Genomic DNA, 14150 nt, shown 5'->3' on the forward strand with positions numbered 1-14150 from the left:
AGACTGCTACAGCCCCTCAGCTACACCCGCTCGTAGCCCCACAAGTATCGCACTTCTCGCAAGTCCCGTTCCGCACCATCGTGAAGTTATGGCATTCCGAGCATTCGTTGCCGGTGTAGCCCTGCATCAATGATTGCTGGCGCCGGTTGGCGGCGAGCGCTTTGGCTTCGGCTGCTTCTTTCGCGGCCTCATCGGTGAACAGCTCCGTCGGGTCGGAGGCTTCCGCGTAGACGATGTCCTCGACCAGTTCCCTGGCGCGCTCCTCGTAGTCGCGCTTATAGGCGATGGCTTCGTCGCTGGCCGGCTTCAGCGTCAGCACGTTGGAGCCGGAGAAGGCGGTCGGGGCGGTACGGGCTGGAGTTCCGGAGCCCGAGCCAGCAAAGCCTTTCGGCTCGGCGCCCATGCCCGACACCAGCTTGACCGGCGAGGCGCCGCGGGTCAGGCCCTTGGAGAAGGGCGTTGCCTTGCCTTCGTTGATGCCGCGCCCGAGCGCAGTCTTGTCGAAGTCCGACTGGTCGACATGGGCGAGGTCGTTGCGGCCGAGATAGGAGACGGCGAGTTCGCGGAAGACATAGTCGAGGATCGACGTGGCGTTCTTGATGGCGTCATTGCCTTGCACCATGCCGGCCGGCTCGAATTTGGTGAAGGTGAAGGCTTCGACGAATTCCTCGAGCGGCACGCCATATTGCAAACCGAGCGAGATGGCGATGGCGAAGTTGTTCATCATCGCCCGGAAGGCGGCACCTTCCTTGTGCATGTCGATGAAGATCTCGCCGAGGCGGCCGTCATCGAATTCGCCGGTCCTGAGATAGACCTTGTGGCCGCCGACGACCGCCTTCTGGGTATAGCCCTTGCGGCGGTTCGGCAGTTTCTCGCGGTCGCGGTAGAGACGCTCGACGACGCGTTCCACGATCTTCTCGGTCACCTGCACGGCGCGCTGCGCGGCCGGCGCCGCGATCAGCTGCTCGATGGCTTCGTCCTCGTCGTCTTCGACGTCGGCAAGCAACGAGGCGTTGAGCGGCTGCGACAGCTTCGAGCCGTCGCGATAGAGCGCGTTGGCCTTGAGCGCCAGCTTCCACGACAGCATGTAGGCGCCCTTGGCGTCTTCCACCGTTGCGTCGTTCGGCATGTTGATGGTCTTGGAGATGGCGCCGGAGATGAAGGGCTGCGCCGCCGCCATCATCATGATGTGGCTGTTGATCGACAGCGAACGCTTGCCGATCTTGCCGCACGGGCTGGCGCAGTCGAACACCGGCAGGTGTTCGGCCTTCAGGAACGGCGCGCCTTCCAGCGTCATCGCCCCGCAGACATGGATGTTGGCGGCCTCGATGTCCTTCTTCGAGAAGCCCAGCGCCGGCAGCATCTCGAACGAGAAATCGTTGAGCTGCTCATCGGTGAAGCCGAACGTCTCCTTCACCCAGTCGGCGCCCAGCGTCCACTGGTTGAAGACGAACTTGATGTCGAAGGCCGACTTCAATGCCGCATTGAGCGCGGCGATCTTGTCGTCGGTAAAGCCTTTTGCCTTGAGCGAGCCGGGGTTGATGCCCGGCGCCTGGTTGAGATTGCCGTGGCCGACGGCATAGGCCTCGATCTCGGCGATCTGGGCCTCGGAATAGCCGAGCGTGCGCAGCGCTTCGGGCACCGCGCGGTTGATGATCTTGAAATAACCGCCGCCGGCGAGCTTCTTGAATTTCACCAGCGCGAAGTCGGGCTCGATGCCGGTGGTGTCGCAATCCATCACCAGGCCGATCGTGCCGGTCGGCGCGATCACGGTTGCCTGTGCGTTGCGGTAGCCATGCTCCTCGCCAAGCTCGATGGCGCGGTCCCAGGCGGCCTTGGCATGGTCGGCAAGCTCCTGCTGCTTGAGATCCGAGGCGACCAGCGGCACCGGGTTGACGGCTAGCCTCTCGTAGCCGTCCCTTTCGCCATAGGCCGCGCGGCGGTGGTTGCGCATGACGCGCAGCATGTTCTGCGCATTGCGGTCGTAGTCGGGGAAGGCGCCGAGTTCGGCGGCCATTTCGGCCGAAGTGGCATAGGCCGTGCCGGTCATGATCGCGGTGAGGGCGGCGCAGATGGCGCGGCCCTCGTCGGAATCATAGGGAATACCCGAGGTCATCAGCAGGCCGCCAATATTGGCGTAGCCGAGGCCGAGCGTGCGGTACTCGTAGGAAAGCTTGGCGATCTCCTTCGACGGGAACTGCGCCATCATGACGGAGATTTCCAGCACCATGGTCCACAGCCGCACCGTGTGCTCGTAGGCAGCGATGTCGATGGTGCCGTCGGCATTGCGGTAGGGCAGAAGGTTGATCGAGGCCAGGTTGCAGGCGGTGTCGTCGAGGAACATGTATTCCGAGCACGGGTTGGACGCCCGGATCGCACCGGCCGAGGCGCAGGTGTGCCAGTCGTTCATCGTCGTGTTGAAATGCAGGCCCGGATCGGCCGATGCCCAGGCGGCATAGCCGATCTTTTCCCAGAGATCGCGCGCCTTCAGCGTCTTCAGCACCTTGCCGTCCTTGCGGGCGGTAAGATGCCAGTCGCCGTCCTGCTCGACGGCGCGCAGGAAATCGTCCTTCAGCGACACCGAATTGTTGGAATTCTGACCGGAAACCGTGAGATAGGCGTCCGAATCCCAGTCGGTGTCGTAGGTCTTGAACGACATCGAGGTGTAGCCCTGCTTTGCAAACTGGATGACGCGGTAGATATAGTTCTCCGGCACCGCGTCCTTCTTGGCCGCCTTGATCTCGCGCTTCAGTGCGGTGTTGACCGCCGGGTCGAAGCAATCGTCGCCATTGCCTTCGCAGTTGATGCAGGCCTTCATGATCGCTTCGAGATGCTTCTTGACGATCTTCGAGCCGGTGACCAGCGAGGCGACCTTCTGCTCCTCATTGACCTTCCAGTCGATGAATTCCTCGATATCGGGATGATCGGCGTCGACGATGACCATTTTCGCGGCGCGACGCGTCGTGCCGCCCGACTTGATGGCGCCCGCCGCGCGGTCGCCGATCTTGAGGAAGCTCATCAGCCCCGACGAGCGGCCGCCGCCCGACAGCTTTTCGCCTTCGCCGCGCAGGAACGAGAAGTTGGAGCCGGTGCCGGAGCCGTATTTGAACAGGCGCGCCTCACGCACCCACAAATCCATGATGCCGCCCTCGTTGACGAGGTCGTCCTGCACGCCCTGGATGAAGCAGGCATGCGGCTGCGGATGCTCGTAGGAAGACTTCGACTTGGTCAGCTTGCCGGTGAACGGGTCGACATAGAAGTGGCCCTGGCTCGGACCGTCGATGCCATAGGCCCAGTGCAGGCCGGTGTTGAACCATTGTGGCGAGTTCGGCGCGACGCGCTGGGTGGCCAGCATATAGGCGAGCTCGTCGCGGAAGGCGCGCGCGTCTTCCTCCGACTTGAAGTAGCCGCCCTTCCAGCCCCAATAGGTCCAGGTACCGGCAAGCCGGTCGAAGACCTGGCGGGCGTCGGTCTCGGAACCGTAGCGCTCGGCTTCCGGCAGCTTGGCCAGTTCAACCTCGTCGGCGACCGAGCGCCACAGGAAGGAGGGGACTTGCGTCTCTTCGACCTTCTTCAGCCGTGCCGGGACGCCCGCCTTGCGGAAATATTTCTGCGCCAGGATATCGGCGGCAACCTGGGAGAACTGCGCCGGCACATCGATGTTGTCCAAGCGGAACACCACCGACCCATCCGGATTCTTGATCTCGGAAAGCGCCTTGCGGAATTCGATCTCCGCATAGGCAGATTGTCCTGGCTTGGTGAAACGACGCTCGATGCGCATTGGTCCGGTCCCTTTTGTCTACATATAGCGCTTTTCCCAGAGGATTTCTGCCCTCTTGACGAAACGCGCATGTCCGCCGTCTGCCGGCGTTCGAAAACCGCCGGCTCTCATCGTCACAGTCTCCGCCGCCCTGCCGGCCAAACCTCTTGCGAGGCCGCTGTCCAACGCGCTCACGGACCCTGTGGGTCCCTCAAAACTGAAAACTTTTTGTAACGCCCTCGATCGAGGGAAATTCACATTATCTAGCGTCGAACCTACCTGCAAACACTAAATATAGTATTAACAGACAATTTATTCAAGTCCGACAATCCTCCCCTTTCGCCCCCCAAGGCTTCAAAATCCCACGCCTTCGCCGGCCTCGTAAACAGGCGGGAATGCGGCTCAAAACGCACATATTCCGGGAAAAAGACCGGCCTCGAAACTTTTCCGGTCGCACTCTCAACAGGAGCGCATGGCCTATAAAAGGCGACTCGTTTTGCGCCGTCAAGGATTCGTTTGCGTAGCTTTTATGACCCCCACATCTTGTGTGTCACACATGTGGATAACGGGGATAGAAGCGGAGCGCAAGGAAGGGTCGGCTCTGGGTGGAGGCGCTTCGGCAACGACGTTCCACAGCACCTGAGCGATAGGCTATGCGCGACTGAGACTCAGGAGAACCGATGCGGATCCGCGCAGAAATGGGCGATGATCTGGCTGAGGTCGGGTTCGTTGACCATGCGCACAGCCTCGGCGGCGCTGACCCACTTGCGGGTGCGTGCCCGCTTTTCCTTCCATCGGTCGGCGACCTTGTCGACCTGCAGCGGGAAGACCAGCACCTCGCACGGCACTTCCTCGCCGGAATCCAGCACCTTGGCGTAGAAATAACGGCCGGCCTCGTGATGCGAGATCGTGCCGCGCAGCCCGGCCTCCTCGCCCGCTTCGCGTGCCGCCGCTTCACAAAGCGGCTCCTTTGCTTCCGGCCAGCCCTTGGGAAGCACCCAGCGGCCGGTATCGCGGCTGGTGATCAGCATGATTTCGACGCCGTCCCCGCTATCGCGCCAAGGCAGGGCTGCAACCTGCAGGCGGTACGGCACCGCGCCTAAGAGTCGCCGGACCCTTTCGGCCTTATGGTTGTGCGTCGTTGGCCTCGTCAACATCGGAGAAGCTTGCCCCAGCTTCCAGAATCATTTGCCGTCTCACGAATCTTACGGCTAATTATAAGCAATGAAAGTAAAAAATGTTGCACGGATCGGCCAGATTCCGTCAATCTGCGCCGATCTCAGCCTAATGGCGCGACTGCAGCAGCGTCGCGCCACGCCTTTATCGGTGTGCGGAGGTCCCCTGGGCGGACTCGGTGCATCAAGCGGCGTTGCCGCGAATCAGCCGGCGTGATCGTCGGCGATCGGCTTCTGGTAGGTGAAGCCCATGTCCCAGGGGAAATAGATCCAGGTGTCCTGGCTGACCTCGGTAACGAAAGTGTCCACCATCGGCCTGCCTTTCGGCTTGGCATAGACGGTGGCGAAATGCGCCTTAGGCATCATCGCGCGCACGATGCCCGCCGTCTTGCCGGTGTCGGTGAGGTCGTCGATGATCAGCACGCCGGCCCCGTCATCGGCGAGCAGCGCCGGCGTGACCTCCTTCAGCACCTGCAATTGCCCCTGGCTGGTATAATCGTGGTAGGAGGCGACGCAGACCGTCTCGATGATGCGGATGCCAAGTTCGCGCGAAATGATAGCCGCCGGAACCAGGCCGCCGCGCGTGATGCAGACGATCGCCTTCCATTGCCCCTTGTTGGCGCCGGCAAGCCGCCAGGCGAGCGCGCGCGCATCGCGGTGGAACTGGTCCCAGGAGACCGGGAAGGCTTTTTCGGGCAGGGACATCTTTCGCGCACTCCGCAAAGCGCGCATCGCGCGCAGACACTATGGAATGCGCGCGGAATTAACTGGAAAGGCTTGGCCTTGGCAAGGGCGCGGCAAAGCTATTGTCCTGCCAGCTATCCCTGTGAACCTACCGCGACAGGAAAGCCGCCACCGGGGCGGTGCGCAGCACCGTTCGCGTCACCCCGCCGAACAGCAGCTGGCGCAGCCAGGAATGGCTGTAGGCGCCGAGCACGAGCAGGTCCGCACCCGACTCGGCGACCCTGGTCTGGATGATGTCGTCGACCGAGGCGCCGCCGGACCTCAGCACCGAGACGCTGACGGTCGCGCCATGCCTGGACAGCGAGGCGGCGATCTCGGCGCCGGCTGTTTCCGGCGCCTCGTCCAGCGTATCTGGCGGGTCGATGACGACGATGTCCGTCTTCTCGGCCTCGATGATGAAGGGCAGGGCATCGAAGGCCGCGCGCGCGGCTTCCTTGCTGCCGTTCCAGGCGAGCAGCACGTGCTTGAAGCTAGTGACGAGCGGACCCGAATGCGGCACCACCAGCACCGGCCGGCCGGCATCGTAGACCAGCGTGTCGACGTCGGCGCTCGGGTCGCTGCCCGATTCGCGCTGCGCGGCGATGATCAGGTCCGCGGTGCGAACGGTCGAGATGCCGGTCAGCGCACTGTCGCCGGAAAAACTCTCGAGACTGCGCCACTCGAACGACAGGCCGGAATTCTCGATGCGCTTGTGAAAGGCGGCCTGCAACTTCTCGGCGCGCTCCCGGTTCATATCGGCGGAAACCTGCAGGAACTCGGTGTCCGGAAAGCCGGTGGCAGAGGTGTAGGGCACGGGCAGCGCCTCGGCATGGATGCCGATCAGATGGCTCTGGAACCGGCCTGCCAGCGGGATCGCGCAGTCGAGGACGCGCTCGGCATCCTGTTCGTTCTGTAGTATGGCGACGATGGTCTTGAAGCGCATGGCAGTCCCTCACTTCTTACGGCGATCCCATCCGTGACAAACGTCACTGCGCGATGCTGGTTCCGTCAGGCCGGCCGATCAGCCCACTCGGCTTGCCTTGATCAAGCCCGCCACCATAGCCTCTACGTCTGCGCGTGCGGAGTCCAGCGCCTGCTGGCTGCGGGCGCGCACCACCAGTTCCGTCCAGAACTTGCCGTCGCCATATTTCGGGTAGGAGCCGATGATCGTGTCCGGATGCGCCTTCTGGATGTCGCCCAGCGGCCCGCCGATCAGGCCTTCGCCGAACGGGCATTCCACGGTTGCCGACAGCATTTTGGTGCCGGCTCGCAATGTCGGCACGACATTGTCGAGCATCGCCTGGAAAATCGCCGGCACGCCGGCCATGACATGGACGTTGCCAATGCGAAAGCCCGGTGCAACCGACACTGGATTATCGATGTGGTCTGCCCCGCGCGGCATCCGCGCCATGCGCTTGCGCGCTTCGGTGTATTCGATGCCGCGGGCGGCGTAGCTTGCCTCCAGCAGGGCGTAGGCCTTGGCGTCGTATTCGCATGGCACGCCAAAGGCCTTGGCAACCGAATCGGCGGTGATGTCGTCATGCGTCGGGCCGATGCCGCCGGTGGTGAAGACATAAGTATAGCGGGTGCGCAGCGCATTCACCGCAGCGACGATCTCGTCTTCTTCGTCGGGAACGATGCGGACTTCCTTCAGGTCGATGCCGATCGCCGTCATGATCTCGGCGAGGTGGCCGATGTTCTTGTCTTTGGTGCGGCCGGACAGAATCTCGTCGCCGATGACGAGCATGGCGGCGGTGACGATTTCGGTCATGGCAGGCTCCGGAAAACGGGTCGCCTGAGATAGCGCGGCAAACGGCCGGCGGCAATGCCGCCAAACGACGGATCCACCTGTGCCACCTCCCTTGCAGTGGAGCCGTCGGCGGGTGATGCTGCGCGCTGGTTTGGGCGCTGAGTGAAAAAATGCCGGTATCAATTCTGCTATGGCTACCCGGCGCGCTGTTTCTGCTGGCGCTCGTCGTGGCAGCCTATCCGCTGCTGGCGACGCTGCGGATCGCGGCGAAGGCCGAAAGGCTGGTGCCGGCCAGTGGCAAATTCATCGAGATCGACGGCAACCGCATCCATTATGTCGAGACGGGCGAGGGGCGGCCGATCGTCTTCCTGCACGGCCTCGGCGCGCAGCTTCATCAATTCGGCCACACGCTGTTCGGTCGGTTCGGCCCGGACTATCGGCTGATCGCGCTCGACCGTCCGGGCTCCGGCTATTCGGTGCGGGCCAGGGCCGCCAGCGGACGGCTGTCCGAGCAGGCCGAGGTCGTGCGGCATTTTATCGACGCGCTTGGGCTGGAAAAGCCGCTGGTCGTCGGTCATTCGCTGGGTGGCGCCATCGCGCTGACGCTGGCTGTCGAGCATCCAGAGGCGATTTCCGGCATCGCCTTGCTGGCACCGCTGACCCATCTGGAGCCGGACGCGCGCGAGAAGTTCGGCCCGCTGTACGTCAAGTCGCCGCTGCGGCGCCGGATCATGGCTTATACGGTGGCGATCCCGGCGGCTCTCAAATATGCCGAAGCGACGCTTGCCTTCATTTTCGCGCCGCAGACGGCGCCGGCCGACTATATGGTCGAGGGCGGCGGCTGGTGCGGGCTCAGGCCAAGCCATTTCTATGCAACGTCGACCGATGTCGTGGCCATCGAGCATGACCTTGGCCGCATCGAGCAACGCTATGGTGAAATCACCATGCCGGCCGGCATTCTGTTTGGTGCTTCCGACCGCGTGCTGGGCATCGATATCCACGGCTGGCCGGTGATGGAAAAGATCAGCGGGCTCGATTTCGAACCTGTCGAGGGGCTTGGCCACATGCCGCAATTCGTCGAGCCGGAACGGGTCGTCGCTTTCATCGAACGCATTGCCGACCGCGCATTTGCGCCGAAGTCCGACACCGGCAGCTGACACCCTCCCGGAACGCGGTCTCGGCCGGCAGGGTGCCCGCCCCGGGCATCCGGGCCGCCGGGAATACCTCCGAACTTAATCACGTCGGCTATTCCTTCACGGCTCCGGTCATCGAGGAAACATAATGCTCGACAAAGAACGAATAGAGCACCACCACCGGCAGCGAGCCGATCAGCGCTCCCGCCATCAGCGCCCCCCATTCATAGACGTCCGAGCGCACCAGCTCGGTGAGCACGCCGACCGGCACAGTCTTGTTTTCGGACGACTGGATGAAGGTCAAGGCGTAGATGAACTCGTTCCATGACAGCGTGAATGCGAAGATGCCGGCGGAAATCAGCCCCGGTACCGACAGCGGCAGCACGATCTTGGTGAGGATCTGCCAGCGGCTCGCCCCGTCGATCAGCGCGCATTCTTCCAGCTCGAACGGGATCGAGCGGAAATAGCCCATCAGCAGCCATGTGCAGAACGGGATCAGGAAGGTCGGATAGGTGAGGATGAGCGCGTACGGCGTGTCGTAAAGACCAAGGTTGAACACCATCACAGACAGCGGAATGAACAGGATCGAGGGCGGCACGAGATAGGCGAGGAACACCGCGAGGCCGACCTGCCGCGCCCCGGAGAACCTCAAGCGTTCGATCGCATAGGCAGCGAACACCGCAGCCAGCAGCGACAGGAACGTGGCGGCGGTCGAGATGATGATCGTGTTGAGCAGCCAGCCCGGATAAGACGTCTCGAAGAGCAGGTAGCGGATATGCTCGAGCGTCGGATGCACCACCCAGAACGGATTGAAATTGGCGTAGTCGGTCATCTCGAGGTTGGGCTTAACCGCCGTGATCGTCATCCAGTAGAACGGAAACAACAGCACGATGACGAAGATCAGCAACGGCAGGTAGACCGTCACCACGCGGCGCGGCAAACTCTGCAGGTAGCCCATGCCGCCTTCGTCGAGTTCCGGGCGTTTGCTCGTTTCGATCGCAGTCATGTCAATCTCCGCCGCCCTGCTGCCATTTGCGGCGTTGCAGGCCAAAATAGCTGAACAGGATCGCCGCCAGCAGGAACGGGATCATGGCGACCGCGATCGCGGCGCCTTCGCCAAGCTGGCCTCCGGAAATGCCGCGCTGGAACGACAGCGTCGCCATCAGGTGCGTGGCATTCACCGGCCCGCCGCGTGTCAGCACATAGATCAGCTGGAAGTCGGTGAAGGTGAACAGCACCGAAAACGTCATGGTGATGGCGATGATCGGCGTCAGCAGCGGCAGCGTCACATAGCGGAACAATTGCCAGCGGCTGGCGCCGTCGAGCGTGGCGGCCTCGTAGAGCGACTGCGGAATCGTCTGCAGGCCGGCAAGCAGCGTGATCGCCACGAAAGGAATGCCGCGCCAGACGTTGGCGGCGATAACCGAAGCCCGCGCATTCTCGGGATCGCCGAGGAAGTTGATGCGATGGTCGATCAGGCCCATTTCCATAAGCGCCCAGGACAGGATCGAGAATTGCGAATCGTAGATCCACCAGAAGGCGATCGCCGACAGCACCGTCGGCACCACCCAGGGCAGCAGGACGATCGCGCGGAAGAACGACTTGAACGGCAGGTTCTGGTTGAGGATAAGCGCCAGCCACAGGCCGAGCACAAACTTCAGGACCGAGGCGCTGATCGTGTAGAGCAAGGTGTTGAAGACGGAGAGCCAGAAGACGGCGTCATCCCACAGATATTCGTAGTTCTCGATACCGATGAAGATGCCGGGGCGGCCGATGCGGGCATCGGTGAAGCCGAGCCAGACGCCGAGCCCGAGCGGATAGGTCAGGAAGACCAGCAGCAGCGCCGCCGCCGGCAGCATGAAGCCGAAGCCAAGCGCGTTATGACTTTCGGACACGAACGTCAGAATGCGCGACAGCGCCGACCGGCGTGGCTGAGCGGCAGTGGAGGTCACGGCCATGGGTCGGCTCCTCTAAGGTCTCATTGAACGGCCGGGCGGCCATGCGCGATTCGAAGCCGGGCAGCATGGCTGCCCGGCTGAACCCGGCTCAAACGCGATAGTAGCGGTTTGCGCGCTTCTCGGCTTCTTCCATCGCTTCTTGCGGCGTCGCCTGGCCTGTCACCGCCTTGGCGAACATGTCGACCAGCACATAATCGGCCATGGTCGCTGCCGAGGCATAGCCAAGCGGGCCGGCATAGCCGTTGGGCCGCAGCGTCGCCGAGGCCTTGGCGTAGGCGGCATTGTTCGGATCGGCCGTCCACACCGGGTTGTTGTCGAAGGCCTTGAGCGTCTGGCAGCAATAGCCTGCCGACGACGTGATCCACTGCGACATTTGCGGATCCTCGAACATGAACTGCAGGTAGGCCTTGGCGGCGTTGGGGTAGGGCGTGTAGTCGAAGATCACGGCCGTGGTCACCTGGAACAGCTCGACGGATTTTCCGACCGGGCCGATCGGCAGGTTGGTGGTGCGGATGTCTTTGGCCATCTCGGCCAGTTTCGGATCCTTGTCCTTGTTGATCTTGGCGGTGTTGTAGGCCGAAATGCCGTTGGCGATGACGCTCAATTCGCCGGCCAGGAAGGCGCGGTTGTTGTTGACGTCGAGCCAGCTTTCGGTACCGGGAATGAAGGTCTTGTAGAGTTGCTGCGCGTATTCGATCGCCTTCAGCGTCTCGGGGCTGTTGATCGTCACCTTGCTGCTCTCGTCGACCATCTGGCCGCCATGGCTCCACAGCAGCCAGTGGGCGTAGTTGTTGCCATCGCCGACGCCGTGGCCATGCGTGAAGCCGGCCGGGTGCCCCTTCGCCTGCAATGCCTTGCAAAGCTCGAGCAGGCCTGCCGTGTCCTTCGGAAATTCGGAGAAGCCAGCCTCTTTCACCCAGCTTTCACGATAGACGATGGCATTGCCGATGGTCGCCAGCGGCAGGCCGAGGAACTTGCCTTGCCGTGTCGCATATTGGTGCGGTCCATCGTGCCAGCCGCCATATTTCGAGCCGAGATATTCGCCCAGCTCCGTCACATCGTGCAGCTTGTCGGGATATTGGTGCGGGTCGTCGAACCAGACGAACATCAGGTCCGGGCCGGAGCCGACATTGGCGGCGACCGCCGCCTTGGGACGGATGTCCTCCCAGCTTTCCTTGTCGACGCGGACCTCGACACCGGTCGCTTCGGTGAAGCGCTTGGTGTTGGCCAGCCATTGATCCTCGTCGCCCTGCACGAAGGGCGACCAGCGCAGCAGCCTGAGCTTGGCGCCGTCCTCGGGCTTGTATTTCAACCCCTCCTGGGCAAAGGCGGGAGAGCCGATGAGCCGGCTTCCCAAGGCTCCCGCCGCAACGCCGGCGGTGGTGCGGATCACGTCGCGTCTGGTGAATTTCATGCTCGCTTCCTCCTGCTTATTGTCCTTGCCGTCCTACTGCCTGATGGGCGTTTCGAACCGCTGACCGGTTTCGCCGTGAAAGAGGTGGATGAGGCCAGGCTCGGCCGTAAGCCGGATGGTTTCGCCCGGCGTGAAGGAATGGCGTTCGCGGAAATTTGCGACGATCTCATCGCCGCCGGCGGTGCGGCCGATGAGCTGCACTTCGGACCCTGTCGGCTCGACCACCACGACGGTGACCGGAATGCCCTGATTGTCGGACAGCCGTAAATGCTCGGGCCGTATCCCCAGCACGACCGGCTCACCATTGCCGATGGAAAGTGCCGAGGCCAACGGGACCGAAATCCCGCCGGCGCCGCGAAATGACGGCGAGCCGTCGCTTACGATGTCGCCTCTGAGCATGTTCATGGCGGGCGAGCCGATGAAACTGGCGACAAACAGATTGTTCGGCCGGTCGTACAACTCGAGCGGCGGCCCGATCTGCTCGACGATGCCGTCATGCATGACGACGATCTTGTCGGCCATGGTCATCGCCTCGATCTGGTCGTGGGTGACGTAGACCGTCGTCGTCTTCAGGCGCTGGTGCAGTTCCTTGATCTCGGCGCGCATCTGCACCCGGAGCTTGGCATCGAGATTGGACAGCGGCTCGTCGAACAGGAAAACCTGCGGGTCGCGCACGATCGCCCGGCCCATGGCAACGCGCTGGCGCTGGCCGCCGGAAAGCTGGCGCGGATAGCGGTCGAGCAGCGGCACCAGTCCCAGGATTTCGGCCGCGCGCCGCACGCCGGCATCGCTCTCCGTCTTGGGAACGCCCTTGAGCATCAGCGAGAACGCCATGTTCTCGGCGACCGTCATATGCGGGTAGAGCGCATAGTTCTGGAAGACCATGGCGACGTCGCGCTCCTTTGGCGCAACGTTATTGACGACACGTTTGCCGATCGCGATCTGGCCGCGCGAGATCTTTTCCAGGCCGGCGATCATCCTGAGCAGCGTCGACTTTCCGCAACCCGAAGGACCGACCAGCGTGACGAACTCGCCGTCGTTTATATCGACGCTGACCCCGTGCAGGACCTCGACGGTCCCAAATGATTTGTAGACATCGCCGATTGCGACAGACGCCATCGATCTCCTCCCGATTGATTCCTGCAACGACTTCGAAGGAAACCGCTTTCCTGCCTGGCCCGCGACGGCGCCCAGGCTCCTCCCCGGTCACGCGCGATGTGAGACGGTAGCGCTACCAAACCGACCTGTAAAGCACGCCGGCATCACCTGGATATCGGCGCACACTCTAATCCGAAACCTCGGTCTGCGGCCGGTCGCGGCCGTCGGCGAGCTCGTCGTGCCATTTGCCGTCGGCGTCCTCGTACTGGATGCCGTCGGTGTTGCCGGCGACCTGCTGTTCGGCCGAAGCGATCTCCGCGGCGCGCAACGCGTCCTGATGGGTGGGGAACGTTTCGGAGAATGTCGAGCCGACCTTGTAGGCCCAGCCTCCGTCATGCTCGACGATCTTGTAGGTCAGTTTCGCCATGAAACCCTCCGGTTGAAAGCCCGTTGCCTCAATGCAGCCTGTCGTCGGCCAGTCTGTCGTCTGGCAGCCTGTCGTCTGCGACCAGCACGTCCGATTCCCTGGCGGCTTCGATCAGTGCCCGGCGCGCATCCGCCGTCGAACGATAACCTTCCAGCACTTTTAGGCAAGTGTCGAGGGCATCACGATGACGCGGCCCGCGGTTGAGTGGCCAGATCGTCATCAGGCACTCCGCCGCCTCCTGGGCGCTGCGGATCTGCCGATATTTGCCGACATGGCCGAGTTCGACCACGACCGGCTTTTCAAATGGCTTGCTGTCCATCATCGCCGCCAACGCGGAGCGGCCGATTTGGTTGCAACTGCTTTTTAGCTCAGGCGAAAATAGCTCAATAGCCGCAGTCGTTGCGCAGCCAGCGTGCATTCGCCCAGCCGGTGCGGCCGCCGAAATCGACCTTGTACCAGTTTCCGCGGTGGTCGAAGATCTCGGTTTGGTCGCCGTTGAACAATTGCCCGACCATGCGCGACGACGAGTTCGGCCGGGCCCGAACGGCGAGAAAGCCGCTTCCCGTCGCCAGATTGTAGTGCCTGGAAAGTCCGTGCACCGTGCCTTCGCAATATTGCGCCCCGGCCGGCGTCGGCGCGGCGAACGACAGCTCGGCCACAACCGCGGCGGCGGCCGCAATGGAAATCCCCCTGAACGACATGTCTCTGCTCC

13 protein-coding genes are annotated in these 14150 nt (G+C 62.8%); 1 reads left to right on the top strand and 12 read right to left on the bottom strand.

Going from position 1 to position 14150, the window contains the following annotated elements; translation table 11 throughout:
* Positions 1-16: 16 nt before the first annotated feature.
* The 5 genes from NKH49_RS15215 to NKH49_RS15235 all read right to left on the bottom strand — a co-directional run bounded on the left by NKH49_RS15215 (position 17) and on the right by NKH49_RS15235 (position 7429).
* Entirely contained in the window at positions 17-3781 is a 3765-nt protein-coding gene (locus NKH49_RS15215; RefSeq protein WP_352926489.1) for a vitamin B12-dependent ribonucleotide reductase, read from the bottom strand.
* A gap of 647 nt (positions 3782-4428) precedes the next feature.
* The gene (locus NKH49_RS15220) at positions 4429-4917 is read right to left on the bottom strand and encodes an NUDIX hydrolase (RefSeq protein WP_352541407.1); all 489 of its coding nucleotides are present in this window, start codon (positions 4915-4917) and stop codon (positions 4429-4431) included.
* 222 nt (positions 4918-5139) lie between these two features.
* Positions 5140-5640: a xanthine phosphoribosyltransferase gene (gene gpt / locus NKH49_RS15225; RefSeq protein WP_023674762.1), complete on the bottom strand. Its 501-nt coding sequence runs from the start codon at positions 5638-5640 to the stop codon at positions 5140-5142.
* Positions 5641-5767: 127 nt separating this feature from the next.
* Entirely contained in the window at positions 5768-6601 is an 834-nt protein-coding gene (locus NKH49_RS15230; protein ID WP_352699960.1) for a universal stress protein, read from the bottom strand.
* Positions 6602-6679: 78 nt separating this feature from the next.
* Positions 6680-7429, bottom strand: coding sequence for a competence/damage-inducible protein A (locus NKH49_RS15235; RefSeq protein WP_352926493.1), 750 nt, complete (start codon positions 7427-7429; stop codon positions 6680-6682).
* A 149-nt stretch (positions 7430-7578) separates the two neighbouring features.
* Between NKH49_RS15235 and NKH49_RS15240 the strand changes: the two genes are divergently transcribed.
* Positions 7579-8565 carry an alpha/beta fold hydrolase gene (locus NKH49_RS15240; RefSeq protein WP_352766768.1) on the top strand — a complete coding sequence of 329 codons (987 nt, stop codon included), beginning with the start codon at positions 7579-7581 and terminating at the stop codon, positions 8563-8565.
* An 88-nt stretch (positions 8566-8653) separates the two neighbouring features.
* Here the strand turns inward: NKH49_RS15240 and NKH49_RS15245 are convergent, their stop codons facing one another.
* From NKH49_RS15245 to NKH49_RS15275, 7 genes are all read right to left on the bottom strand, one after another.
* A complete protein-coding gene (locus NKH49_RS15245) occupies positions 8654-9547 on the bottom strand; it encodes a carbohydrate ABC transporter permease (protein WP_352926496.1) in 894 nt (297 codons plus the stop codon).
* Between the two features lies 1 nt (position 9548).
* The gene (locus NKH49_RS15250) at positions 9549-10400 is read right to left on the bottom strand and encodes a carbohydrate ABC transporter permease (protein WP_502893743.1); all 852 of its coding nucleotides are present in this window, start codon (positions 10398-10400) and stop codon (positions 9549-9551) included.
* 187 nt (positions 10401-10587) lie between these two features.
* Positions 10588-11913, bottom strand: a complete 1326-nt coding sequence (locus NKH49_RS15255) for an ABC transporter substrate-binding protein (protein ID WP_352501618.1) — start codon at positions 11911-11913, stop codon at positions 10588-10590.
* Between the two features lie 33 nt (positions 11914-11946).
* Positions 11947-13032, bottom strand: a complete 1086-nt coding sequence (locus tag NKH49_RS15260; protein ID WP_352474052.1) for an ABC transporter ATP-binding protein — start codon at positions 13030-13032, stop codon at positions 11947-11949.
* 166 nt (positions 13033-13198) lie between these two features.
* Entirely contained in the window at positions 13199-13438 is a 240-nt protein-coding gene (locus tag NKH49_RS15265) for a DUF2188 domain-containing protein (RefSeq protein ID WP_023674770.1), read from the bottom strand.
* A gap of 28 nt (positions 13439-13466) precedes the next feature.
* Positions 13467-13760: a DUF982 domain-containing protein gene (locus NKH49_RS15270; protein WP_352749379.1), complete on the bottom strand. Its 294-nt coding sequence runs from the start codon at positions 13758-13760 to the stop codon at positions 13467-13469.
* A gap of 61 nt (positions 13761-13821) precedes the next feature.
* Complete coding sequence (locus tag NKH49_RS15275; protein ID WP_352926503.1) at positions 13822-14139, bottom strand: SH3 domain-containing protein; 318 nt, start codon at positions 14137-14139, stop codon at positions 13822-13824.
* Positions 14140-14150: the final 11 nt, after the last annotated feature.

Origin of the sequence: Mesorhizobium sp. M1088 (assembly GCF_040318575.1) — a bacterium.
Lineage (GTDB): Bacteria > Pseudomonadota > Alphaproteobacteria > Rhizobiales > Rhizobiaceae > Mesorhizobium.

What these genes read in the sequence shown, in the direction of transcription:
- NKH49_RS15215 (WP_352926489.1), bottom strand. Translation starts at nt 3,781, where the DNA reads ATGCGCATCGAGCGTCGTTTCACCAAGCCAGGACAATCTGCCTATGCG.
- NKH49_RS15220 (WP_352541407.1), bottom strand. Translation starts at nt 4,917, where the DNA reads ATGTTGACGAGGCCAACGACGCACAACCATAAGGCCGAAAGGGTCCGG.
- gpt (WP_023674762.1), bottom strand. Translation starts at nt 5,640, where the DNA reads ATGTCCCTGCCCGAAAAAGCCTTCCCGGTCTCCTGGGACCAGTTCCAC.
- NKH49_RS15230 (WP_352699960.1), bottom strand. Translation starts at nt 6,601, where the DNA reads ATGCGCTTCAAGACCATCGTCGCCATACTACAGAACGAACAGGATGCC.
- NKH49_RS15235 (WP_352926493.1), bottom strand. Translation starts at nt 7,429, where the DNA reads ATGACCGAAATCGTCACCGCCGCCATGCTCGTCATCGGCGACGAGATT.
- NKH49_RS15240 (WP_352766768.1), top strand. Translation starts at nt 7,579, where the DNA reads ATGCCGGTATCAATTCTGCTATGGCTACCCGGCGCGCTGTTTCTGCTG.
- NKH49_RS15245 (WP_352926496.1), bottom strand. Translation starts at nt 9,547, where the DNA reads ATGACTGCGATCGAAACGAGCAAACGCCCGGAACTCGACGAAGGCGGC.
- NKH49_RS15250 (WP_502893743.1), bottom strand. Translation starts at nt 10,400, where the DNA reads ATGCTGCCGGCGGCGGCGCTGCTGCTGGTCTTCCTGACCTATCCGCTC.
- NKH49_RS15255 (WP_352501618.1), bottom strand. Translation starts at nt 11,913, where the DNA reads ATGAAATTCACCAGACGCGACGTGATCCGCACCACCGCCGGCGTTGCG.
- NKH49_RS15260 (WP_352474052.1), bottom strand. Translation starts at nt 13,032, where the DNA reads ATGGCGTCTGTCGCAATCGGCGATGTCTACAAATCATTTGGGACCGTC.
- NKH49_RS15265 (WP_023674770.1), bottom strand. Translation starts at nt 13,438, where the DNA reads ATGGCGAAACTGACCTACAAGATCGTCGAGCATGACGGAGGCTGGGCC.
- NKH49_RS15270 (WP_352749379.1), bottom strand. Translation starts at nt 13,760, where the DNA reads ATGATGGACAGCAAGCCATTTGAAAAGCCGGTCGTGGTCGAACTCGGC.
- NKH49_RS15275 (WP_352926503.1), bottom strand. Translation starts at nt 14,139, where the DNA reads ATGTCGTTCAGGGGGATTTCCATTGCGGCCGCCGCCGCGGTTGTGGCC.